The following is a 24,372-nucleotide window of genomic DNA, read 5'->3' on the forward strand; positions in this document are numbered from 1 at the left end:
GCTTGTGAGCCGCTTTTGAGGCGGGGCGTGCGCCCGGGCGCGGGGCGGCCCGGGAACGGCTCATCGGATCGGAGGCCCAGCCGATCGACTGGTCGTGCCCGAAGGCCGTTATCGAACCATGACCGCCATGGGGAGGCGGCTCAGGCGGTGCAGATGCCCTCGTCCCGCTCGGGTGTGGCGGACGGCCCGGGTGTGCCGCGCTCCGGCGAGGCCGACGCGCCCGGGTCCGCGTCCGGCTCCGAGCCCGTGGCCCGTGGCGTCGGCGACAGAGTGCCTGTGACCCCCGGCGACGGCGAGGGAGACGACGTGCCCGTGACGCCCGGGGTGGCCGCGGCCTCGGGCGACGGCGAGCCGGAAGGCGTCGCCCGCCGCACCGAGTCACGCACGGCCTTGGTGGTCAGCTTGCGGATCAGCATCCAGTCCGGGTTCCCGGTGTGGATCAGCGGGGGGACGAACTGCACCCCCGCGACGCGGGCGTCCCTGACCTTGAGGGCGAGCGGCACCAGATGCGAGAGCATCCGCCGCGGGATGTCCGTGCGGAACATCCCCTTGGTCGCCCGGGCGAGCTGGTTGAAGCGCAGCAGCACCGTCGCCGGGTCGGCCTGGTGCAGCAGCGCGTCCAGCACGCAGCGCTGGCGTCCCATGCGCGTGTAGTCGTCGCTGTAGGTGCGCGAGCGGGCGAACCACATCGCGTCCGCGCCGCGCAGCCGCCGGGTGCCCGCCTTGATCAGGCCCTCGTTGTACTTGCCGAACACCACGTCGGTGGGGACGGTGAGCTTGAGCCCGCCGAGGGCGTCGATGATCCTGGCGAGCCCCCACATGTTCACCATCGCGTACCAGTCGATCTTCAGGCCCAGGGTGTACCCGATGGTGTCCTTCAGCGTCTCGGGGCCCATGCCGGTGCGTCCCCCGAACAGCTCGGGGTGGGTCTCGGCGTACTCCCAGACGGAGAAGAGCAGGTCCTCGCGGGAGCCGTCCGGGTTGGCGGGGAGGCGGAAGCCGTCGGGGAAGCGGCGGTGCATCAGGCCGCCCGGGCGGAAACGGACGTTCTCGAGGTTACGGGGAAGGCTGAGCAGCACGGTGGCGCCCGTTCGCACGTCCACGCTGGCCACGTTGATGCTGTCGGTGCGGACGCCCACGCGGTCCGGCTGCCAGTCGCCCCCGATGAGCAGGACGTTGACCCGTGTCCGCCCCTCCCAGGGGTCCACCTCGACCGGCGCGGGGGAGGCGCCTCCGCTCGGGGCCGCGGCAACGGGCATGGGGGCGTCGAAGACGGTGTTGAGCGTGTCCTCCGAGACCAGGGCGTACTGCGCCACCACGACGAAGGGCAGGGACACCGCGACGGCGAGCGTCCCCGCGAGGACGCCGGAGACGACCTGGCCGGTCTGGGACAGCAGGGACGGCCGGAGCACGACGTACGAGCGGACGAGCATCGCGAACCACCCGAGCGCGGCCAGCGCGGCGCCCACGATGACGCCGCGCAGCCACGCGGGGTCGACCAGGAGCGTGGCGAGGCCGGCCCCCGCCGTCAGCATCGTCACGCCGAGGGCCACCACGACGAGGAGGTACGAGCCGAGGAGGATCAGGCCGGTGCGGTGGCGCCCGGCGCGCAGGTGCGCCGAACCGGGCAGCAGAGCCGACAGGGCCGTCCAGGCGATCACCTCGGCCGTTCTGGGCCGCTTGCTAGTGCCAGGCAATGATCCCCGCTCCCCCCAAGTCAGGGGGGCACAGTATCTAGATCACCCGTCCGGAACGTTAACACGTCGCGAACAAATCACGATTTATCCGGACATCGGCTGGTCGGGTGGCCGATGCGAACCCACGCCGGCCGCCCGCGACGAAGCCCCGCCGGGACGCAGGGCCACCGGAATGAATCGCTACCCGGACGAAGCCCCACCGGGGACCAAGCGCTACCAGGGAATGCCGAACAGCCCGTAGTACGCCGCCGTCACCAGCAGCAGCGCGTTGCCGCCCAGCACCGCCGCCATCGTGTACCGCTGCCAGCGCCCCGGCCGCCACCCCTCTCGGAACGCCGTCACGACCGCCGCCACGGCGGCGACCTCCTGCACGAGCATGAACAGCGCCAGCACCCGGACGACCAGCCACCCGGACAGGACCGCAGGCCACGCCCCCGCCTGGTTCACCGAGAACAGTACGATCAACGTGATGAAGGCCATCACCGAGGCCAGCAGGCCCACGCCCGTCCACGCGATGCGGCGCAGGCGGCGGCGGACGGCCGGCCACAGATCGACCCCAGAAGAGGACAGCGGACCCCTGCCGCGCAGCCGCACGACCATCTCGGTGACAGGGGCCGCGACGTAGCCGACCGCCGTGAGCGTCAGCGCCAGGCCCAGGATGGCGCTGTGCGCGTACCAGGGTGCCTGGGGGATGTCGCTCGCCTCGTACCGTTGCACGGGCGTCGCCCCCGCGATCTGCGCGCCCGGCTGCGGGCGGGCCGTCGCGGGCAGCCCCAGCACCCAGTTCGCCAGCGTTTCCAGGTAACCCCGCGTGTACGGGCCGCCGTTGACGCGCATCGCGTGGTCGGCCCCGCCGAGGAAGCGGATCGTGTAGTCGGGGTTGTGCCCCGCGTCCAGCGCCGAGGTCAGGGTGTTCATGCTCTCGACGAACGGGATCGAGGGGTCCGTCGTGCCGTACAGGGCGAGGACCGGCTGGCGCATGCGCCGCAGCTCGGGGACGCTGTCATAGCGCAGGAAGTCGAACCCGACCCCGCCCATCGCCTTGGTCAGCAGCTCGCGGACGCCGAGCGGCGCGTGCAGCCGTTCCAGTTGCTCGTTGAGCGCCCAGGCGACCTGGCGCACGGGCGACACGTTGGGGGAGGACACCAGGACGCTGAAACCGACGTCGGCGCTGGTGGCGGCGGCGATGGGGACCACCCAGCTCCCCTCGCTGACGCCCCACAGACCCGTGCGCAGCGGGTCGACGTCGGCACGCTGGCGCAGCACGCGGATCATGCGCAGGGCGTCGTCGGCGAGAAGGCCGAAGTCGCGGTGGCGGAAGTCGTACCCGATGCTGCGCTTGTCGTAGGTGAGCGTCACCACCCCGGCCTTGGCCAGCCACGTGGACTGCGTCGTGAAGTCGCCGCGGACGCCGGAGCCCGAGCCCTGCACGAACACCATCGCGGGGTGGCGGCCCGGCGTGCGCGGCGCGCGGATCGTCGCGGTCAGCGCGGTGCCCTCGACGGGCACGGAGATGTCCTGGCTGGTGATGGCGCCGTCGTGCGCGACAGGGCGGTATTCCGCCGCGGGCTGGGCCGGGAGGGATCGGAGGCTCTCGGACAGCCGGGGCGGGTCGAACGCGGGCGGGGACAGCAGATAGCCCACTGACCCGAGCATCGCGAGCACCACCGCCGTCGCGACGCTCAACCGGCTACGGTCGGTCACGCCACCTCCTACTCCTGCGACCTCCTCGCGGTATCCCGCCCCCATGTGTTTCGCCCACGCGACGGGATCCGGATCGAACGTTCACTGAGCACAACAGGATTACATCCCCACACACGACCTCAGATCATCAGGTTAAGTCACGGGGCATGAACGATGGTGCGGCCGGTACCGCAATTGTCGGTGGGACCTGTTAGCTTCCTGCGACATGCGTGTGCTGCACACCTCCGACTGGCACCTCGGGCGGGCATTCCACCGCGAAAGCCTCATCGGTGCCCAGGCGGCCTTCGTTGACCACCTGATCGAGACGGTCCGCTCCGAGCGCGTCGACGTCGTCGCCGTGGCCGGTGACGTCTACGACCGGGCGCTGCCCTCCGTGGACGCGGTCGCGCTGTGCAACGACGCCCTGGGCCGGCTCAAGGACGAGGGCGTCCGCAGCATCCTGATCAGCGGCAACCACGACTCCGCGCGCAGGCTCGGCTTCGGCGCCGACCTGATCGACGCCTCGGGCGTGCACCTGCGCACCGACCCCGCGCGGGTGGGCGAGCCGGTCGTCGTCGGAGACGTCGCCTTCTACGGCATCCCCTACCTGGAGCCCGAGGTCGTACGCACGCCCTGGGAGCTCGCCGAGCGCAGTCACACCGCCGCGCTCCAGCACGCGATGGGCCTGATCCGCGCCGACCTCTCCCGTCGCGGCACGCGCGCGGTCGTGCTGGCCCACGCGTTCGTCACCGGCGGCGAGAGCAGCGACAGCGAGCGCGACATCAGCGTGGGCGGCGTCTCCCACGTGCCGGTCTCCGCCTTCGACGGCGTCGACTACGTCGCGCTCGGCCACCTGCACGGCCGGCAGCGCATGAGCGAGTCCGTCCGCTACTCCGGCTCGCCGATCGCCTACTCCTTCTCGGAGGAGCGGCAGCTCAAGGGGTCCTGGCTGGTCGACATCGGCGCGCAGGGGTTCGCCTCGGCCGAGTTCGTCCCCGCCCCCGTGCCGCGCCCGATCGCCAAGATCGCGGGCCGTCTGGACGCCCTGCTGACCTCGGACGCCTGGGCCCGCCACGAAGACCACTGGCTGCACGTCACGCTCACCGACCCCCAGCGTCCCAAGGCCGCCATGGAGCGGCTGCGGCAGCGCTTCCCCCACACGCTCGCCCTGGCCTTCGAGCCGGAGGGCGGCCCCGAGGCCGTGCCCGAGACGCCCCGCTTCGAAGGCCGTCCCGAGATCGACGTCGCCCTCGACTTCGTGCGCGCCGTGCGCGGCGAGCCCGCGGACGCCGATGAGAAACGCCTCCTCCAGACGGCCGTCGAGGCGTGTCGGCTGAAAGAGGCCTTGGTCTGAATGCGTTCGTGCCAGGCTGGAGCGCGTGATGTTGTCATGCCCTCGATTACCCCCGCGCCGGGAGGCTCCCTGAGATGAGGCTGCACCGGCTGCGGCTCACCGCCTTCGGGTCCTTCCCCGGCAGCGAGGAGGTCGACTTCGACGCGCTCGGGGAAGCGGGCCTGTTCCTCGTCCACGGCCCCACGGGCGCGGGCAAGACCACCGTGCTCGACGCCGTCTGCTACGCGCTTTACGGGCAGGTGCCCGGCCTGCGCAACAACGCCCGGCGCCTGCGCTGCGACCACGCTCCCGCCGACCGCGGGCCGAAGGTCACGCTCGAGGTCACCCTGCGCGGCCGCCGCCTGCAGGTCACGCGCTCCCCGGTCTGGGAACGGCCCAAGCTGCGGGGCGAGGGGGTCATCGAAGAGAAGGCCAAGGTCCTGGTCGAGGAACTGCCCGCCTCGGGCGAGCCCTCGTTCCTGACCAACCGCGCCGACGAGGCGGGCGATCTCATCGGCGGGCTGCTCGGCATGAACGCCGACCAGTTCTGCCAGGTCGCGATGCTGCCCCAGGGCGACTTCGCCCGTTTCCTGCGCGCCGACGGTGAGGAACGGCGCAAGCTCCTGGAGAAGCTCTTCTCCGTCAAGATCTACAGCGAGGTCGAGCACTGGCTCGCCGACCACCGCACCGCCACCTGGCAGGAGCGCCAGGAACTCCGCGCGCGCGTCGACTCCATCATCGACCAGATGCGCGGCGCGGCCGGCCCCGCGCTGCTGGCGGCGCCGTCCGGTGACGACTCGCGGTCCGGGCCGGACGGAGGTATCGGGCGGTCCGGGAGGGACGCAGGTGTCGCCCGGTCCCGGCGGGACGAACCCCACGTCCGATCCGGCCAGGGCGAGCTGGACGTGCTCTCCGCCCTCGGCGCCCCGGAGCCCGGTGGAGGCGTCCGCGTGGATCACGACCCGCGGGAGGAGCCGCTGGAGTGGGCGCGCGATCTGCTCGCGGCGGCCGAGCGGGCCTGGGCCGCGTACGCGGGCGAGCGCGCGACCGGTGAAGACGTCCTGAAGTCGGCCAGGGCCGAACTGGAGGCCGGTCGCGAGCTGGACCGGCGCCGCCGCGCCCACGCCGACGCCCAGGCCAGGCGCGACGAGCTCGACCGCGCGGCCGAGGAACGCTCCGACCTGGAGACGATCCTCGCCGAGGCCGCCCGCGCCGACAGGGTCGCACCCCTGCTCCAGCAGGCAGAGCAACGCGGCGAGGCCGCGGCCAAGGCCCATCGCCTCGCCGCCGACGCCACCGCCCGCGCGCTGCCCCTGCTCCCCGAAAGCGAGCGGGCACGCTTCGAAAGGCTGTCCGCGTGGCCGGACCCAGAGCGGCTGGCCGAACTGGAGCGCGTGCGCAGGGACGAGATCGCCCGGCTCGACCAGCTCGTGCCCGAAGAGTCGCGCCTGGCGCGGTTGCACGACGAGCTGGCCGGGGCCGGCCGCCGCCTGCGGGAGCTGGCGCGCGAGGAGGCCGAGACGAACGGGCGGCTCGCCGTCCTCCCGGAGCTTCGCAGGCAGACGGGCGAGCGTCTGGCGCTGGCGCGCCTCGCGATCTCCGGCCTTCCGACGGCACGCGCCGCCGTGTCGGCCGCCACCCGCCACCTCGAGGCCGTACGCCGCCGCGAAGCGCTGGCCGGTGACGTCGCCGCCGCCCGCGGCGAGCTCCTCGCCGCTCTCGGCCACCTGCCCGCCCCCCTGACCGGCGGCCCGCTCGCCGACGACATCGCCGCGCTCACGAACGCCCCGTCCGTCCAGCCGGGACGGGCCGCGTCCGCGGGGCTTGGCCGGTCCGGGGGCGCCGGGTCGGTGCGGGTCGCGTCCGCCGAGGTGAAGAAGGTCGTGCGTGCGGTGCGCGAGCGGCTCGTCGCGCTGGAACGGGACCACCGGGACGAGCTGGCGGGCCTGGAGCACCGCCGCGCCGACGAGGCCCGGTTCGCCGAGGTGCGCGCCGAGCTGGCGGAGGCGGGCGAGCGGCTGGCCGCGCTGGCCGAGCAGGAAGCGGCCCTGACCGCCGCCCAGGCGGAGCTGCCCGCGCGCCTCGCCGAGATCGACGACCGCCTCGCGGCCGCACACGAGCGCGCCGCGCGGATCCCCGCCGCCGAGAACGCCTTCAACGCCGCCTGCGCCCGGCTGGAGCACGTCGAGCGCCGCGACGCGGTGGCGGCCGAGCTGGAGGCCGCCGAGGCCGAGCGGCGCGCGGCCACCGACGAGGCCCAGGACATGCGCGACCGCCTCCAGTCCATCCGGCAGGCCCGCATCGAGGGCATGGCCGCTGAGCTGGCACAGGGGCTGGTGCCCGGGGAGCCGTGCGCGGTCTGCGGGTCGACCGACCACCCCGAGCCCGCCCTCGCGGCCGAGTCCATGCCCACGGTCGACGACGAGCTGGAGGCCGAGGCGCTGGCCGACGCCGCCCAGGACGCCCGCCAGGCCGCCGAGGGCCGGGTGGCGGTGCTGTCGTCCCAGCTCGACGAGGCCGAGGCGCGCGCCGAGGGGTACTCGGCGAGCGAGGCGCTCGCCGAGCGCGAGGAGGCCGAGGGCGAGCTGGCCGCGCTCGCCGTGGCGGCCGAGGAGGTCGATGAGCTCGCCGAACGGGCCCGGGAGGTCCGCGACGCGCTCGAGGCCGCGCGGGTCGAGGCGAGTGATCTTGGCCTGCTGGCGGCCGGGCATCGCACTCACCGCGCCGCGCTCCAGGCGGAGCTCGACCGCCTCACGGTCGTTCTCGACGCGGCCCGGGGAGACGACGCGTCGGTGGCCGCCCGTCGTGACCGCGTCGGTGAGGAGGCGCGGCTGCTCGGCCTCGCCATCGAGGCGGCGGCCCGTCTCGGCGAGGTCGCGACCGCCCACGAGGAGGCCGGCGCCGCCGTGCGCCGCGACGTCCCGGAGGTCGTCCGCCTGCTCGACGCCGCGGAGACCGCAGCCCGCCAGGCCAGGGCCCCGTCAGGCGTCACGCCGGACCCGGACGTCGAATCCGGCGGGTCCGGGACCGGCGATCCCCAGGCCGGGAACCGCGTCGGCGCCCCCGAGGCCGGCGCGGGCATGGTCGGCGGGGACGAGGACGGGTGGTCGACGTCGGCGGGGGCCGAGGGCATCGCCGGGCGGGCGCAGGAGGCGCTCGGGGTGTTGCGGGAGGTCGGTGACGGGGAGGCCGGGCTGGCCGAGGCGGTGACGCGTATCGACGCCGAGCTGGCCGAGCTGAACGAGCGGCTCGCCCGCGCGGGTGTGGAGCTCGCCGCCGAGGCGGTCAAGCAGGAAGGGCTCACGGCCGAGTCCGATCGCCTGGCCGCACGGCTCGGCGACGCCCGGGGCGAGGACGCCACGCTGGCCGCGCGCCTGGACCGGCTCGCCGACGAGGCCGAACTGCTGCGGGACGCCGCCGAGGTCGGACGCCACGCCCGTTCGGCCGACGCCGAGCGCGACGCCGCCGCCACCAGAGCCAAGAGCGCGGCGGCCGAGGCCGGGTTCGCGGGGGTCGAGGACGCCCGCGCGGCGACGCGCACGACGGCGGCCCGGCAGGGCATGACCGAGCGGCTGCGCGCGCTGGACGCCGAGCACGCCGCGGTGGCCAAGCTCCTGGCCGACCCCGAGCTCGCGGAGGCCGCCGCGCGGCCCGCGCCCGACCTGCCCGCGCTCGCCGAGGCGTTCGAGCGCGCCGAGCGCGAGCACGGCGAGCGCGCCTCGGCCTGCGACCAGGCCGCCGCTCGCCGCGACCAGCTCGCCGCGCTGACCGGCGTTTTGGAGGACACGATGGCGTCCTGGCGCCCGGCCGAGGAGCGCCACAAGCTCGCCAAGGGGCTCGCCGAGCTGGCCATCGGCACGTCCTCCGACAACGTCCCGCACATGCGCCTGTCGTCGTACGTGCTGGGGGAGCGGCTGCGGCAGGTCGTGGCGGCGGCCAACACTCGTCTCGACCACATGTCCGGCGGCCGTTACGTCCTGCTGTACGACCCGCGCAAGGCGGCGGGCGACCGCAAGCGGGCCGGAGGCGGCCTCGGCCTGCGGGTCCTGGACGGGTGGACGGGCGTCGACCGCGATCCGGCCACGTTGTCCGGCGGCGAGGCATTCATGACGTCCCTGGCGCTGGCACTGGCGCTCGCCGACGTGGTGACCGCCGAGGCCGGCGGTGTCGAGCTGGGCACGCTGTTCATCGACGAAGGGTTCGGCACGCTCGACGACGAGACCCTCGACGGCGTCCTCGACATCCTGGACGAGTTGCGGGACGGCGGGAGGGCCGTCGGCATCGTCAGCCATGTCGGGGAGCTCCGCGCGCGCGTCCCGGCACAGTTGCGGGTCGTCAAGAACCGCTTCGGCTCCCGTCTTTCCATGGCCGTTCCCGGATAGACCGCCGCCTATGGGAACGTTGTCGCGCTTGGGACGGTTGGTGCCTAGGAGGTCAATGAGACCCAACGGATAGCGGGTACGGCGGGACAGGTTCGATCAGTTGGGGAGAGCACGGGGATGAACGTCGCAAAGCCGCGCGGCGACCGGCTCACGGGGGTGATCGCGGCGGTCGTCGTCGGCGCGCTCGGGGTCACGGCCGCCCTGGTCGGCGTGGGCGTGTCCAGCGCCGGCCCGAAGCTCGCCGACATCGGCGCATGGCTGTGGAGCTCGCACACCGAGTCGGGGGAGACCAGCGTCTGGGACCGCATCGAGTGGAACGGCGGCGTCGCGTACCTCAGCGACACGCTGATGAAGACACCGCGCGGCGGATTCCCCGCCGCGCCGTTGTACCAATGCGACGACCGATCAGGGGGAGCGACGTCGTGAGCCACACACCGCGGCACGGTGACCACGCGCGGCCACCGGCCGACCCACGCGCTCCTGTGGACCAGCCCTACGGCGGCCCGCCACCGGGCGGAGCCGCGCAGGCCGGCGCCCGCACCGACGACCGGCCGTACACCGGCGGCCCGTACGGCGCCGAGCCTTCCAGCACGCAGTACGGGAACATCGAGCCTTCCGGTGCCCAGTACCGAAACGCCGAGCCTTCCGACGCGCGGTACGGGACCTCCGAGCCTTCCGGTGCCCGGTACGGAAACCCGGACTACGCGAGCGCGGGGTACCCGGGCCGTCCGTATCTCCCGGAGCATGTCGGCCGGCCGGTGCCGTACGGCGCACCCGTCGAGGCCGACCCGAGCATGATCATCCCCGGCCAGGCGGCCGGGTACGGCGGCGCGGGGCTTCCGGGCCAGGGAGGCGCTCTGGGGGCCGGGTACGGCGGGATGGGGGTCGCCGATCTTGTGGCGGCGCCGTACCAGGTGGGCGAGGAGGACAGGGGCTCCCGCCACGGCGCTCCCGGGGGCACGCACGGCGGCCACTCCGGGCATGGCGGTCAGCTTGACCTGATCGGTCAGCCGAATTCGATCGGTCAGGACGCGCAGGCGAACCAGATCGGGCTGAGCGGTCAGCCTGCTCAGACCCCAGGTGGTTTGGTGGGGCAGTCTGGGCAGGCCGTTTTGGCCGGTCAGGTCCAGGGCGGTCAAGCTGGTCAGGTCGGGCAGATCCCGGGGAGTCAGGTCGGGCCGATCGGGCAAGGTGGTCAGGCTGGTCAGAGTGGTCAGGTCGGACTGGGCGGTCAGAGCAGTCTGAGCAGTCTGAGCAGTCAGGTCGGGCCGATCGGGCAGGTCGGGCAGGATGACCTTGACATGGCGGGGCTGGCGCTGCAGTTTCAGCAGCGGTTCCAGGCGCTCGCCGCGAACATGGAGCAGGTCATCCGGGGCAAGCGGGAGATCGTCGAGCTCGTGCTGATCTGCCTGTTCTGCGAAGGCCACGTGCTGATCGAGGACGTGCCGGGGACGGGCAAGACCACGCTCGCCCGTAGCCTCGCGGCGAGCATCCAGGCCGAGGTGCGCCGGGTGCAGTTCACCCCCGACCTGCTGCCGTCCGACATCACCGGCGTGTCCATCTTCGACCAGGCGAGCCAGAGCTTCGCGTTCCACTGGGGTCCGGTCTTCGCCAACCTGGTCCTCGCCGACGAGATCAACCGCGCGTCGCCCAAGACGCAGGCCGCGTTGCTGGAGGTCATGGAGGAACGACGCGTCACGGTCGACGCGGAGTCCCACCCCGTGCCGCGCCCGTTCATGGTCCTGGCCACCCAGAACCCGGTGGACATGGACGGCACCTACCCGCTGCCCGAGGCGCAGCTCGACCGCTTCCTCATGCGCGTAGCGGTGGGCTACCCCGATCACGCGTCCGAGGTGGAGGTGCTCAAGGGCATGCCCACCGGCCCGCAGGTGGAGCGCCTGCCGCTCATCGCGCGCGCGGCCGACGTCGCCGGGATGATCGACTTCGCGGCGCGCATCCACGTCGCCGACTCCATCTACGACTACATCGTGGCGGTGGTGGGCGCCACGCGGCGCTCGCCCGAGGTGCGGCTGGGCGCGAGCCCCCGGGCCAGTCTCGCGCTGCTGCGCGCGTGCAAGGTGAGGGCGGCGGCGGCCGGGCGGCACTACGTCGTCCCCGAGGACGTCAAGGCGCTGGCGGTGCCGGTCCTGGCCCACAGGCTCCTGCTCACGGCCGAAGCCGAGCTGCGCGACCGCACCGCGATGGCGATCGTCGCCGACACCCTCGCGACGACGCCCGGCCCCCAGGCACTCGCGGGAGTCTGATCTCGTGCCGACGCCCCCCGACCGGCCGCCCAGAGCCCTTCGCCATGCCGTCCCGCCGCGTCGTCCCTCGCTGACGTGCAGGAGGCTCGCCGTGGCGACGACGCTGTGTGGACGTGGAGGGGCGCCGGTTCCGAAGTCGCCCCGGGGCCGGGCCACGGCGGGGATCGTCCAGGGACGGGGGAGTGCCGCCGGGATGGCGGCGGGATACTCCTGTCTGTCCACGGCAATCCAGGCCGTGATGGCGGGCCGGGTGGGCGGGGTTCGTCCGCCGGGGCGTGACGGATCGGGTTCGTCCGGCCGATCGGCCGGTCCGAGGGGTGGGGGATCGTGATGGCGGGTCGCCGCCGCCGGGCAGACGGCCCCGCACCGGGAAGGTCTGCCGATGTCGTGACTCCTCCCAATGCCACTGCCTCCCCGGCCGACGCCGGCGACGGCGTGGGACGGGCGACGGGGGCGGTGCTGACGCGGGCGGGGAAGGGTGTGCTGGCCGGTTCTGTCCTGCTGTACGCGGCGGCGTTCGCGCTGGGGTACCGGGAGACGGTCGTGCTGGCGTCCGGGGGCGTGATCGGCCTGATCGTCGCGCTGTTGTGGACGTTGCCCCGCGCCAGGCTGGACGTCGGCCGCGAGGTGACGCCGCTGAAGGTCTCACGGGGCGATGCGGCCGTCGCCGTGCTCCGTGTCCACAACCAGGGACGGCTCGCGCCGGCGGGCCTGCGCGCCCGCGACCGGGTCGGCGCGGCCGAGCACGTCGTGGAGCTGCCCACCCTGCGCGGCGGCCGCGCGCGCGTCGTCTCCTACACCCTCCCCACGGACACGCGCGGGGAGATCGAGGTCGGCCCGCTGGCGGTCGTGCGGGAGGACCCGTTCGGCCTGACGCGCAACGTGACCGAGTACGGCGAGCGGGCCCGCCTGCTGGTGCGGCCGCGTGTCGTGCCGCTCGGCGTGCTGCCGTCCGGGCGGGCCCCGCACCTGGAGGGCCCGAGCGGGGACCGCGCCCCGAGTGGGACCGCGACGTTCCAAACGCTGCGCGAGTACGTCCCCGGCGACGACATGCGGCACGTCCACTGGCGTTCGACCGCGCGCACGGGCACGTTGATGGTCCGCAGGCTCGTGGACGCGAGCCTGCCCGTCACGACGGTCGCGCTGGACACCCGCGCGTTCTCCGCCGAAGCGTGGTCCAGGGCCGCGGCGGCAGCGGGGTCCGCGTCGGGGATCGAGGGGGCGGCGGGCTCCGTGTCCAGGGCCGTGTCCAGGGCCGTGTCCGGGGCGAGGTCCGCGTCGTCCGCGACCGGGTCCGGGGCGGGGCCGGCGTCCAGGATCGGGGTCGGATCCGAGGCCGGGCCGGTGGCCAGGGCCTGGTTCGAGCTGGCCGTGGACGTCGCCGCGTCCGTCGCGGTGGGGGCCGCGAGGGCGGGGTTCCCGGTGCGCGTGGTCACGGGCGAGCGGGTCCTGCTCGACCTGAGGGGCGGGGCGGGCGACGTCGAGGCGGTGCTGGACGCCCTCGCCCTGGTCGGGCTCGGCGACGACCCCGGCACCGACCCGGTGCGGCTCGCGCGTCCCGGCGGTTCGCTGGTCGTCGTCACCGGTGATCCGTCCGCCGTCGCCGGGGTCGCCGCCGCGCGCCGCCGCCACGAGCGCACGGTCTGCCTGCGCGTCGCCCCGTCCGGCGGCCCGGTGTCCGTGCCCGGCGTGACGGTCCTGGACGTCCCGGACCTGGAGACGCTCGCCGTCGTCTGGACGGGAGTCGCCCGATGACCACCACCTTGCCTTCCTCGCCTTACGGATCCCCGCACGGCGTGGATCGCGGCGCCCACCCGGATTCACCCGGCTTCGCCCCAGAAAGAGGGGCGTCCACGAGGACACATGGGGAGACGTCCCCCGCAGGGGATGATCCGCGTCAGCCGGGACGTGGGGGCATGGCGGAGGTCGTCGGGGCGCTGGTGGTGGTCGCGGCGATGGCCGCGGTGGCGGGACTCGGGTTTCTGCGGGTATTCGAGCCGAGGGCCCTGGCCCCGGTGGCCGGAGTGGCCGCCGTGGTGCCGGTGCTGCTGGCGGCGCTCTGCAGGCGGGGGCCGCTGTGGCGGTCCCTGGCGGCGCACCTGGTGGTGTGGCTGCTCACGGTGTCGGCGACGCTGTTCCACGCCACGGCCGTGGCCGGCTTCCTGCCGTCCCCCGCGACCGCCTCGGCCGTCGCCGAGGCGCTGCTGAACTCCTGGCGTACCCTGCTGACGACGATCCTCCCGGCACCGGCGGAGCCCGCGCTGCTGGTCGTGGTGCACCTGCTGGTGTGGCTGGCCGGGGCCGCGGGCGCCGAACTGGCGCTGCGCTCGCGGTCGCGGGTCCTGCCCGCGCTGCCCGCCGTCGTGGTGTTCGCCGTCGCCGTGGCGGTGGGCGTGAACGGGCCCGGCTCGGTCATGTCCGTGGCGGGCGTGCTGCTGGGGCTGGTCGCGGCGCTGGCGGTGGTGCGCGGCGATCGGAGTCTGCCGCGGTCGCTCGCCGCGGTCCCGGTCGCGGCGGCGCTGGGCCTGGCGGGCGTGCTCGTGGCCCCCTCGCTGCCTGTGGCGCGCGAGCCGTACGACCCGCGGACGCTCGTCGACGAGCCTCCGGTGACGCGGTTCGACGGCGTGAGCCCGCTGGACCGGGTGTCGGCCTGGCTGCAGGTCCCGACCACGCCGATGTTCACCGTGCGTGCGTCCCACCCCGCGAACTGGCGGCTGGCCGTGCTCGACCGCTACGACGGCGTGCGCTGGACGTCCTCGTCCCGCTACCGCATGACCGGCGGTCCGGTGCCGCCGGGGCCGTACCGCGGCGAGTACGTGACGGTGGAGCAGACGGTCACGCTGGACGGGCTTCCCGGCGGCTGGCTCCCCGCCGCCGACCGTCCCGTCTCGGTGTCGGGGATCGGCGTCGCCGTGGACGAGTCCGGCACGCTGCTGTCCGCCCCGGGAGGCTCGCCCGGCAGGACGTACCGGGTCACCTCGCACGTTCCCGTCCCTTCGGCCGAGCGCCGCCGGGACGCCACGCCCGTGGGGGCGCCGCCCGCGCTGCCGCCGAAGGTGGGGGTGTTCCGGTCGCTGGCCGAGCGGGTGACCCGCAACGCGCGCTCGCCGTACGAGCAGGCGTCGCTGCTGGAGCACTACCTGCGCACCCGGCACAAGTACGACGTGACCTCGCCGCCGGGCCATTCGCTGGCGGTGCTGGAGTACTTCCTGCGCACGACGCACCGGGGGACGTCCGAGCAGTTCGCCGCGTCGTTCGCCCTGCTCGCCCGCACGCTCGGCCTGCCGAGCCGCGTGGTGGTGGGTTTCCGTCCCGGGACGCCGGGCGCCGACGGCGCCTACCACGTGGCCTCGGGCGACGTGCTGGCCTGGCCGGAGATCGAGTTCAGGGGCCTCGGGTGGACGGCGTTCGACCCGACCCCCGAGCGCAGCGGCGCGCGGGCGGGGCAGGACGTCGTCAGCACGCAGGTCAAGGAGCGCGAGCGCCTGGCCGAGCGGATCCAGGCCGCGCCCACGAGTCGGCCCACGCCGCCGCCGAAGCCGCGCGCCCGTGAGGACGGCGCTCGGCCGTCCTGGGCGTCCGGCCTGGTGGTGGGCGCCGGGGTGGTCGCTGCGGCCGTCCTGGTCTACGGCCTCGCCGTCGTGACCGTGCCGCTGCTGCGACGGCGCCGCCGCCGTCGTGGTGATCCGGCGGAGCGGGTGAGGGGCGCCTGGCGGCAGGTGCGCGAGGACCTGGGCTTGGCGGGGGAGCCGGCGCTGACGGCGTCCGAGGTCGCGGCGCGCGCGCTGGACCGGGTTGGGCCCGAAATATCACCTCATATCGGGGCGCTGGCGGAGCTGGTGAACCACGCCGAGTTCGCCGGACGGGACGTCGGCCCCGGCACGCCCGAGACCGCGTGGCGCCACGCGGACGCGGTGAGCGCGCTCGTCCGGCGCGGCACCCCGCCGCTCAGGCGGCTCGGCCGTCGCCTCCACCCCCGTGTCCTGGGCGCCTGCCGGGCGCGGTAGACGATGGCGAAGCAGCCCCCTGCCCCGCCTGGCCAAGGATGCGGTAACCGGGGGCGTCATCGAGTGGTCCCACCGCGAATCTCCCCATATGTCCCCGTCGCCGGAGATCCTGGTGCCGCCCGCTGAGGGGCGAGGGGACAACGAGGCGATCGAGAGGTCAGCTCAGCCGGGCCAGCAGGTCGGACGGCGTGAGCAGGTACGCGCCCACGACGAGCGCGCCCGCGGAGACCAGCAGGAACAGGAAGACGAAGAAGCCGCCCGGGAACGGGGTGAGGCGGGCGAGCTGGTCGGCGTCGGACTCCGGCGCCCGGCCCTGAAGGCGCTTGCGGCGCAGCTCCAGGATCGGCCGGATGCCACCGATCAGCAGGAACCACGCGGCGAGTTGCGCGCCGATGGCCTGGATGTCCGGCGTGGCCAGCCAGGTCAGCGCGAACACCGCTCCGCCGATGGTGAGCAGCGAGACCACGCCGAACAGGTTGCGGATCATCAGCAGCATGCACGCGAGCAGCAGCAGGACCGTCCAGAGCAGGAGCGTGATGTATCCGGCCGCGGCCAGCCAGGCGGCGCCCAGCCCGAGCAGCGAGGGGGCGACGTACCCGGCGGCGGCCGTGAAGATCATGCCCGGCCCGGTGGGGCGCCCGCGGGTGAGCGTGACGCCGGAGGTGTCGGAGTGCAGGCGGATGCCCTGGAGCTTGCGCCGCGTGAGCAGGGCCACGAGCGCGTGCCCGCCCTCGTGCGCGACGGTGATCAGGCCCCGGGAGATGTGCCAGGAGGTCGGGTACACGACCACGCCGAGGGCGACGAGCGCGGCCAGGGCCGTCATCCAGAACGGCGGCCCCGGTTGCACGTCGGCCAGCTTGGCCAGCAGCGTGCTGAGCGTCTGCAGGGTGCACCTCCGGTGCCATGCCGTCGTGTCGTGGGCGCGGGCGGGAATCGCGCGGACATGGCGTCGCACGATCCCCCGGGCATCGCCGGGAAGTCGCGGGGTTGTGCTCTTGCCCGAGATGCTAGGGCATGATTCGCCCGGGTGGCGTGGTGAACGCGGCGCCCTGGACGCGCGGGAGGACGGCCTGAGAACGAACGGCGCACCGGTCCTGCGAGGCCCTGAGCCCGTTCCCCGCGCGCCTGCGCCCGGCGCTGCGCGATCTCGGGCTCGCCGGGAAGATCGTCCTCGGCTCGGACTTCCCCGACATCCCCTACGCCTACGCTCATCTGCTCCACGGGCTCGCGCGGCTGGACCTCGGCGACGACCGGCTGCGCGCCGTCTGCTGGGACAATGGGCTGAAGCTGCTGGGAAGTGCCGTTTAAGCTGGGGGAATGCGCCCTACGTCGGCCTCACTCGGCCGGGAGCACCAAAGACTGCTGCACGATTTCTTCGACGCCTTCACCCGCGGCGACTACGACGCCATGGGGAGGTGCTACCACCCGCATATCAGCTTCGGCGACCCGCTCTACCCGGAGCTCGAAGGGCGTGAGCGCGTGGTCGGCATGTGGCGGCTGATGATCCTCCGCAGCCGTGACGTCGAGGTGTCGGCCCGCGACATCGTGGCGGGCGAGCACACCGGGGCGGCCCACTGGACGGCGCGGTACGTCCTGCGCGAGAACGGGCGGCGGGTGCTCAACGAGGTGGACGCGGAGTTCCGCTTCGAGGACGGGCTGATCGTCCGCCACCACGACGTGTTCGACTTCCGCCGGTGGTGCAAGATGGCGTTCGGCGTCCCCGCCGGGGTTCTGCTGGGCTGGACTCCCGCCCTGCGGCGCGGGGTACGTGACCATGCCCGCGGGCGGTTGGAGGAGTACCTGCGGAGTACTTCGCCCATATCAGGTTAAGGTCTGACACGGGCGGAGTCGCTTGACCGCGCGTCCCCATCGTCCGAGGGGAGGGTTTCATGGCAGAGCGTCGGGTACGCGGGCTGAGGGATCTCATGCGGGTGCCGCCGCTGCGAGGCGGCGAGCACGAGCAGGCGCCGCCGGAACATTCCATGGACCCCCGCGCGGCCGAACGCGAGGTGACCTCGCACCAGAGCCTGATCGACAACGCCGTCTACGTGAACGGCCAGCGCGTGGCCACCCCGCCGTCGCTGGCCGAGGCCGTCGTGGCGCTGCGCTCGCACGAGGGCAGCATGGCGTGGATCGGCCTGTACCGCCCGGCGGAGGCCGAGATCCTCAACGTCGCCGAGGAGTTCCACCTGCACGAGCTCGCCGTCGAGGACGCCATCGTCGCCCACCAGCGCCCGAAGGCCGACCGGTACGGCGACACGCTCTTCCTCGTGCTGCGCGCGGCCCAGTACCTCGACTCGCCGGAGAAGGTCGAGTTCGGCGAGCTGCACGTCTTCGTCGGGCCCGACTTCGTGCTCACCGTCCGCCACAGCGAGGCCCCCGACCTGAGCAAGGTCCGCCGCCGCATGGAGACCGACCCCGACCTGCTGCGCCAGGGCCCGCAGGCCGTCCTGTACGCGATCCTGGACGCGGTCGTCGACGGGTACGCCCCGGTGGTGGCGGGCCTGCAGAAGGACATCGACGAGATCGAGGTGCAGGTGTTCGGCGGCGACCCGGCCGCGCCGCGGCGCATCTACGCGCTGTCCCGCGAGGTGATCGAGTTCCAGCGCGCCACCCGGCCGCTGCTCGACATGCTCAACGGGCTGATCGCGGGCTCCTCCAAGTACGGCGTGGACGGCGAGCTCGAGCGTTACCTGCGCGACGTCGCCGACCACGCGATCACCGTGGTGGAGCGGGTGGACAACTTCCGCCAGATGCTCCAGGACATCCTGATCGTCAACTCCACACTGGTCAGCCAGGCGCAGAACGAGGAGATCCGCAACGTCACCCAGGCCAGCTACGCCCAGAGCGAGGAGGTCAAGCGCATCTCCTCCTGGGCGGCCATCCTGTTCGCGCCCACGCTCGTCGGCACGATCTACGGCATGAACTTCAAGGACATGCCCGAGCTGACGTGGCGGCTCGGCTACCCCTTCGCCGTCGCGCTCATGGCGGCCGTCTGCGTCACGCTCTACCTGATCTTCAAACGCCGCGACTGGCTGTGATCGGTCAACTTACCGGCCGGACCGCGTAAACGCCGGTAAACCCCGGTGAACGGGGTAGGTCCGCCGGTATGGAGAATCGTGTCCTGGAACTGCACGCCGTCGCGATGGACGAGTTCGGCCTGCGCGTCGCGATGATCCGCGAGGACGGGTGGGACGCTCCGACGCCGTGCGAGGAGTGGAGCGTCCGCGACCTGGTCGGCCACCTGGTGACCGAGCAGCTCTGGGCGCCGCCGCTGCTGGCCGGCGAGACCGTGGAGGAGGTCGGCGACCGCTTCGACGGCGACCAGCTCGGCGACGACCCCGTGGAGCGGTGGACGGAGGCGAGCGCCGCCGCGCAGGGCGCCTTCGCCGAGCCGGGGGCCCTGGACCGCGACGTCCACCTGTCCTACGGGACGGTGAGCGCCCGGCACTACTGCATGGAGATGACCAGCGACCTGGCCGTCCACGCCTGGGACCTGGCCCGCGCCCTCGGCGTGGACAGCCGCATCGACCCCGGGCTCATGGCCGAGGTCTATGACTACCTGGCGCCGATGAAGGACGCCCTGGCGGCGAGCGGGATGTTCGCCCCGCCCGTCCCCGTGCCGGACGACGCGGGACCGCAGGACCGCGCCCTGGCCCTCACCGGCCGCCGCCCCTGACGCCCCGTGGTCGGGCGCTCCGGCGCGCGGCGGTACGGGTCCTGCGCCGCCTACGCGTGGCGCTGGTCGGCCGGCTGCACCGGTACTCCCTGGTGGTCGTCCCCGCCCACGCCGAGCGCGGCGCGGTCGGCCGCCGCGTGCCCGGGCGCCCTGGCGGTCAGGACAGTAGCCGGCGGGCGGCGTCCTCGATCGCGGCCTCCGAGAGCAGGACGTGGGCGGCGGCGTCGCCCAGCGGGATGAAGCTGTCCCGGGAGGTGACCCGGGCGACCTTCCCCCCGAACCCGTTGTCGGCGAGCGCCGCCAGCACCCCCTCCGAGACGCCACCCGAGCCGCGGGTCTCGTCGGCGACGAGCACCCGGCCCGTCAGCTCGGCGCCGCGGATCAGGTCCTCCACCGGCAGGGGCGCCAGCCACCGCAGGTCCAGCACGCGGCAGCCGTACCCCTCGGACGTCAGCCGGATCGCGGCGCGCAGGCTCATGCGCAGCCCGTTGCCGAACGTCACGATCGTCAGGTCGCGGCCGTCGCCGTACGAGCGCGCCCGGCCGATCGGCACGTGCGTCTCGGGCCACCTCGACGGCGGGGCGTACGGGGTGAGCCAGCCGTTGTCGCCCTCGTCCATCAGGTCGCGGGTGCCGTAGAGCGCGATCGGCTCCAGGAACACGCAGACCTCGCCGTCGGTCTTGGCCGCGGCCACGCAGGTGCGCAGCATCGCGGCGGCGTCGTCGGGCCGGGCGGGGGAGGCGATGACCAGGCCGGGGATGTCGCGCAGCGCCGCCACCGAGTTGTCGTTGTGGAAGTGGCCGCCGAACCCCTTCTGGTAGGCGTACGAGGCCACCCGCACCACCATCGGGTTGCGGTAGGCGCCCTTGGAGAAGAACCGCAGCGAGGCGGCCTCGCCGCGGATCTGGTCCAGCGCGTTGTGCAGGTAGGCGAGGTACTGGATCTCCGGGATCGGCAGCAGCCCCGAGGCGCCCGCGCCGAGCGCGAGGCCGAGCAGCGCCTGCTCGTCCAGCGGGGTGTCGAAGACTCGGGCCGCGCCGAAGCGCTTCAGCAGCCCGCGCGTGACGCCGTACACGCCACCCTTGCGCGCGACATCCTCCCCGAACAACACGGCCTCGGGGTAGGCGGCGAGGATCTCGGTGAGCGTGCGGTTGATCGACCGGGCCAGGGTGAGCGGGCCCTCGTGCTCGGGCGGCGCCTCGCCGAACAGCGCGGCGCGGTCGCGCGGCAGCCGCGCCGCCTGCGCCGCGACCAGGGACGGGCGGCGGGGGGCCAGCGGCTCCATGACCTCGCGCGCCGAGCGCAGCCGGGGCCGCCGGGTGGACTCCAGCGCGAGCTTCAGCACGTGCTCGCGGATCGTCTCGTACCGCCCGAGCAGTTCCTCCGGGTCGGTCAGCCCGGCCTCGACCAGCAGCCTGGCCGTGGCGACCAGCGGGTCGCGGGCCAGGGACTCGGCGATCTCGCGCGGCGAGCGGTAGGCCGACTCGACGTCCGACCCGGCGTGGCCCATCAGCCGGACCATGCGCAGGTGGAGGAAGGCGGGCGACCTGCGGGTGCGCACGTGCTCGGCCGCCCGGACGGCGGCGTCGTAGGTCTCGGCCAGGTCGCAGCCGTCGGCCTGGAACTTCGGGATCAGCGGATGGCCGGACGCCTTCACCCACCCCGGCGGGGTGCGGACGCTGATGCCGATGCCGTTGTCCTCGCAGACGAACAGAACGGGCAGCGGCAGGCCCTGGTAGGCGCAGTAGGCGGCCGTGTTGAAGCCGGTCAGCGCGCTCGCGTGGTTGACGGAGGCGTCGCCGAAGCTGCACACCGCGATCGCCTCGGCGGGCCAGGCGGAGGCGACGCCGATCTTGCGCGCCCGCTCGATGGCGAACGCCACCCCCACCGCCCGCGGCAGATGGCTCGCGATCGTCGAGGTCTGCGGGATGACCGCGAGGTCGGGGTGGCCGAACACCTTGTGACGGCCCCCGGAGATCGGCTCTTCGGCCGCGGCGGACAGGCCGAGCAGGACGTCGCGCAGGCCCTCCTCGGCGAGACGGCCCGCCTGCGCCGACCGCGCCAGGTAGAACGCCCCGGAGCGGTAGTGCAGCAGCGCCGGGTCGGTGGCGCGCACGGCCGCGGCGACCGCCGCGTTGCCCTCGTGGCCGGCCGAGCCGATCGTGTAGAACCCTTCGCCCTGCTCGCGCAGCCACCGGGCGGCGATGTCGAGCAGCCGGCTGGTGAGCTGGATCTCGAAGAGCTCCCGGCAGCGCGCCCCCGTCAGCGTCGTGCCCGGTCGTATGGGCAGGGCGGGATCGCGTCGCGTACCCGGGGAGAGCGCGGCGACCGACTCGGTGAAGTGCGTCTCTACTGCGTCTCGGCCCACAAGGCAGATTATGTCGCCCCAGGCGAGGCGGCGTCCCGGGGCTTGCCGGAACCGTCTGATCACGGATGCGGATCGTTCCCCTTGGTGCAAATATTTGCTCTTTGCCCGACAAGGGCGCGGGGGCGGCTGCCCGGGGCTGTCCGGTTCACTCGGTTCGGCGGAACTGGGCGATGGCGACGCCGAGCAGGGCCACGCCCATCAGGGCGACGATGCCGAGCTCCACGCCGACGGGGACGTGCCAGCCGAACCAGTGGACGCCGGGGTTGAGCGCGTCCACGACCTGCGGGCTCACCGACAGGTGGCTGAAGACGGCGTGGCGCATCGGGTCGACGGCGTACGTCAGCGGGTTGATCTTCGTGAGCAGCGCGAGCCACCCGGGCAGGTTCGCCAGGGGGAACACCGCCCCCGACAGGAAGATCATCGGCATGATCGCCATCTGCATGATGCCGAAGAACGACTGCATGTTCTTCATGCGCGCCGCCAGGCTGACGCCGAAGGCGGTGATCGTGACCGAGGCCAGGAACATCTCGCCCAGCAGCGTGAGGATCAGCGTGGGGGAGTAGGGCACGTGCACCAGGCCGGCCAGGGCCAGGATGATGACGCCCTGGGCGGTCGCGACGATGCCGCCGCCCAGGCACTTGCCGATCACGATCGAGCCGCGCCCGACCGGCGCGACCAGCATCTCGCGCAGGAACCCGAACTCGCGGTCCCAGACGATCGAGCCCGCCGAGAACATCGCCGTCGTGATCACCGTCATCGCGATCACGCCCGGGTACATGAACGTGCGGAAGTCGACGCCCTGCCGGGCGCCGCCCGCGATCAGCGTGCTCAGGCCGGTGCCCATCACGAACAGCCACAGCACGGGCTGGACCAGCGTGGACACCATGCGGGTGCGGTCGTTGACGAACCGCAGCAGCTCGCGGTGCAGCACGATCTTGATCGCGCGCAGGTCGTGACGGACGCTGCGTCCCGGCACGCGCACCTGGACGACACCCGGCGCGGTCACTCCGGTCGCCATCGGTTCACCTCCTCGCCCGGGCGCGCATGATGGCCGACGCGCCGGATTCGCCATCGGCGTCACGGATCGTGGAGCCGGTGTAGTTCATGAAGACGTCGTCCAACGACGGGCGAGACACGCTGACCGAGCGGATCGGCACGCCGAGATCGGAGAACAGCCGGGGGACGAACGCCTCCCCGGAGGCGACGGCGAAGGTCACCATGCCCTCGTGGACGGCCGCGTCCAGCGCGAAGCGCTCCTTGAGCGCGGCGATGGCCGTCTCGTCGTCGGCGGTCTGGATCTGGACGCGGTCCTTGCCGACGCCGGCCTTGAGCTTCTCGGGCGAGTCGATCACCACGATCTCGCCGTGGTCGATGATCGCGATGCGGTCGCAGTACTCGGCCTCGTCCATGTAGTGCGTCGTCATGAAGATCGTGATGTCCTCGGTGTGACGCAGCTTGTTGATGTACCCCCAGATCGCGGAACGGGTCTGCGGGTCCAGCCCGACCGTGGGCTCGTCCAGGAACAGCACGCGGGGCGAGTGCAGCAGCCCCCGCGCGATCTCCAGGCGGCGTTTCATGCCCCCGGAGAAGGTGTTCACCTTGGCCTCCCTGCGGTCCCAGAGGGCGACCATCTCCAGGACCTGCTTGATGCGCTCGCCGACGACGTCCCTCGGCACGCCGTACAGCTCGGCGTGGAAGCGCAGGTTCTGCTCGGCCGACAGGTATCCGTCCAGGGTCGGGTCCTGGAACACCAGCCCGATGTTGCGCCGCACCTCGTCGCGCTCCCGGACGACGTCGTGCCCTGCCACCAGGGCGCTGCCGCCCGTCGGCTTCACCAGCGTGCACAGCATGCTGATGGTCGTGGTCTTCCCGGCGCCGTTCGGGCCGAGGAAGCCGAAGACCTCGCCCGGCCGCACGTCGAACTCGACGCCCTTCACGGCCTCCAGCGTGCCGTAGCTCTTCCTGAGCCCCCGTACGGCGACGGCGGGTGCCTCGCTTGTCGTCACTGTTCCTCTTCCTCCTCGTCCCTGCCTTCCGCGAGGATCGCGAAGACCGACCGTCTGGTGGTCTTGAGCGGCCTGCGCGCCGCGGCCGGTTGCTCTGGAGTGGAGACCTGGGTGAGCTGGGCGAACGTCTCGCCGAGCCGCGCCCAGAGCATGCGCAACTCCATCATCTCCTCGGGCGGGCTGCCCGTGACCCCCGGCCAGGGGGTGAGCGGCTCGCCGCGGTGACCGGCGATCTATCGAGATATGTTAACGATATATCTAGATAGCGGCACAACAAGGGGCTATTTCCGGACATGCGGACGCCCGCCGCGGCCGGGGGGCCGGGCGGTGGGTGGGACGGCGGAAAGTTAGTCCAGATTAACCAGGCCGCCGAGCGCGGCGCGGGCCATGCCGTGCAGGAGCGCGGCCATGGCCTCCCGGGGAAGCTCCCCGGCGCTGTGCGGGGTGGAGTTCAGCAGCCCGAAGACCGCGTGCGTGGCGGCCCGCAGGCGCGGCGGGGGGGCGTCCGGGTACATCTCGGTCAGTACCGTGACCCACTCCTCGACGTACAGCCGCTGGAGCCGGCGGATCTGCCGCCGGGCCGGCTCGGGCACGTTGCCGAGTTCGCGGTCGTGCACGGTGATCAGCGCCGGATGGTCGAGCGCGAAGTCGATCTGGCCGCTGATCAGCGCGTCCAGCGCCTCGGCCGCCGAGCCCGCCCGGGTCACCCGTTCGACGCCGGCGTCGCGCAGGCGCTGGCTGACGTCCAGGAGCATCTCCGACAGCAGCGATTCCTTGCCGCTGAAGTGGCGGTACAGCGCCGGGCCCGAGATGCCGACCGCCCCGCCGATCTCCTCGATGGGCGTGCCGTGGAAGCCCCGGGCCGCGAACAGCGCGGCGGCCGCGTCCAGAATCTCCCTGCGCCGGGGGCTGGGTACGCGGGTAGGACTTCGCATGACGGTCATGACCAGCAA

Annotated in this window: 17 protein-coding genes; 9 read left to right on the plus strand and 8 right to left on the minus strand. The window is 73.3% G+C overall.

The annotated features are described in order from the left end of the window. Positions 1-140: 140 nt before the first annotated feature. Positions 141-1,697, minus strand: a complete 1,557-nt coding sequence (locus AB0M95_RS04830) for an LCP family protein (protein WP_363759547.1) — start codon at positions 1,695-1,697, stop codon at positions 141-143. A gap of 213 nt (positions 1,698-1,910) precedes the next feature. After that, the gene (locus AB0M95_RS04835) at positions 1,911-3,401 is read right to left on the minus strand and encodes a prolyl oligopeptidase family serine peptidase (RefSeq protein ID WP_363759550.1); all 1,491 of its coding nucleotides are present in this window, start codon (positions 3,399-3,401) and stop codon (positions 1,911-1,913) included. A 205-nt stretch (positions 3,402-3,606) separates the two neighbouring features. Here AB0M95_RS04835 and AB0M95_RS04840 point away from each other — a divergent pair, with 205 nt between their 5' ends. From AB0M95_RS04840 to AB0M95_RS04865, 6 genes are all read left to right on the plus strand, one after another. Further along, the gene (locus AB0M95_RS04840; RefSeq protein ID WP_363759553.1) at positions 3,607-4,734 is read left to right on the plus strand and encodes an exonuclease SbcCD subunit D; all 1,128 of its coding nucleotides are present in this window, start codon (positions 3,607-3,609) and stop codon (positions 4,732-4,734) included. A gap of 74 nt (positions 4,735-4,808) precedes the next feature. Then, on the plus strand, positions 4,809-9,095 hold the full coding sequence (locus AB0M95_RS04845) for an AAA family ATPase (RefSeq protein WP_363759556.1): 4,287 nt from the start codon (positions 4,809-4,811) through the stop codon (positions 9,093-9,095). Positions 9,096-9,212: 117 nt separating this feature from the next. Next, entirely contained in the window at positions 9,213-9,521 is a 309-nt protein-coding gene (locus AB0M95_RS04850; protein ID WP_363759559.1) for a hypothetical protein, read from the plus strand. Beyond that, positions 9,518-11,359, plus strand: coding sequence for an AAA family ATPase (locus AB0M95_RS04855; protein WP_363759562.1), 1,842 nt, complete (start codon positions 9,518-9,520; stop codon positions 11,357-11,359). The genes AB0M95_RS04850 and AB0M95_RS04855 overlap by 4 nt, the downstream gene beginning before the upstream one ends. 387 nt (positions 11,360-11,746) lie before the next feature. Then, positions 11,747-13,114 (plus strand): DUF58 domain-containing protein, encoded by a 1,368-nt coding sequence (locus tag AB0M95_RS04860; protein ID WP_363759565.1) that lies wholly within the window; start codon positions 11,747-11,749, stop codon positions 13,112-13,114. Positions 13,115-13,275: 161 nt separating this feature from the next. Further along, entirely contained in the window at positions 13,276-15,366 is a 2,091-nt protein-coding gene (locus AB0M95_RS04865; RefSeq protein WP_363759568.1) for a DUF3488 and transglutaminase-like domain-containing protein, read from the plus strand. Between the two features lie 157 nt (positions 15,367-15,523). Here AB0M95_RS04865 and AB0M95_RS04870 read toward each other — a convergent pair whose 3' ends face one another. Beyond that, positions 15,524-16,189 (minus strand): M50 family metallopeptidase, encoded by a 666-nt coding sequence (locus AB0M95_RS04870; RefSeq protein WP_358511327.1) that lies wholly within the window; start codon positions 16,187-16,189, stop codon positions 15,524-15,526. A gap of 494 nt (positions 16,190-16,683) precedes the next feature. On the opposite strand from AB0M95_RS04870, the gene AB0M95_RS04875 reads away from it, so the two are divergent. The 3 genes from AB0M95_RS04875 (at position 16,684) to AB0M95_RS04885 (ending at position 19,045) form a co-directional block, all read left to right on the plus strand. Then, a complete protein-coding gene (locus tag AB0M95_RS04875) occupies positions 16,684-17,196 on the plus strand; it encodes a nuclear transport factor 2 family protein (RefSeq protein ID WP_358509535.1) in 513 nt (170 codons plus the stop codon). 59 nt (positions 17,197-17,255) lie between these two features. Then, on the plus strand, positions 17,256-18,407 hold the full coding sequence (locus AB0M95_RS04880; protein WP_363759571.1) for a magnesium and cobalt transport protein CorA: 1,152 nt from the start codon (positions 17,256-17,258) through the stop codon (positions 18,405-18,407). A 68-nt stretch (positions 18,408-18,475) separates the two neighbouring features. Further along, complete coding sequence (locus AB0M95_RS04885; RefSeq protein WP_363759574.1) at positions 18,476-19,045, plus strand: TIGR03086 family metal-binding protein; 570 nt, start codon at positions 18,476-18,478, stop codon at positions 19,043-19,045. Between the two features lie 157 nt (positions 19,046-19,202). Here AB0M95_RS04885 and AB0M95_RS04890 read toward each other — a convergent pair whose 3' ends face one another. The 5 genes from AB0M95_RS04890 to AB0M95_RS04910 all read right to left on the minus strand — a co-directional run bounded on the left by AB0M95_RS04890 (position 19,203) and on the right by AB0M95_RS04910 (position 24,363). Continuing rightward, positions 19,203-21,413, minus strand: a complete 2,211-nt coding sequence (locus AB0M95_RS04890; RefSeq protein ID WP_363759577.1) for a thiamine pyrophosphate-dependent enzyme — start codon at positions 21,411-21,413, stop codon at positions 19,203-19,205. Positions 21,414-21,558: 145 nt separating this feature from the next. Then, entirely contained in the window at positions 21,559-22,431 is an 873-nt protein-coding gene (locus AB0M95_RS04895; RefSeq protein WP_358509526.1) for an ABC transporter permease, read from the minus strand. 4 nt (positions 22,432-22,435) lie between these two features. After that, positions 22,436-23,419 (minus strand): ATP-binding cassette domain-containing protein, encoded by a 984-nt coding sequence (locus AB0M95_RS04900; protein WP_363759580.1) that lies wholly within the window; start codon positions 23,417-23,419, stop codon positions 22,436-22,438. Further along, on the minus strand, positions 23,416-23,586 hold the full coding sequence (locus AB0M95_RS04905) for a hypothetical protein (protein ID WP_358509520.1): 171 nt from the start codon (positions 23,584-23,586) through the stop codon (positions 23,416-23,418). Before AB0M95_RS04905 ends, AB0M95_RS04900 begins: the two co-directional genes overlap by 4 nt. Positions 23,587-23,766: 180 nt before the next feature. Continuing rightward, positions 23,767-24,363 (minus strand): TetR/AcrR family transcriptional regulator, encoded by a 597-nt coding sequence (locus AB0M95_RS04910; protein WP_363759583.1) that lies wholly within the window; start codon positions 24,361-24,363, stop codon positions 23,767-23,769. Positions 24,364-24,372: the final 9 nt, after the last annotated feature.

Source organism: Sphaerisporangium sp. NPDC051017, from assembly GCF_040683095.1.
In the GTDB taxonomy this organism is placed as follows: domain Bacteria; phylum Actinomycetota; class Actinomycetes; order Streptosporangiales; family Streptosporangiaceae; genus Sphaerisporangium.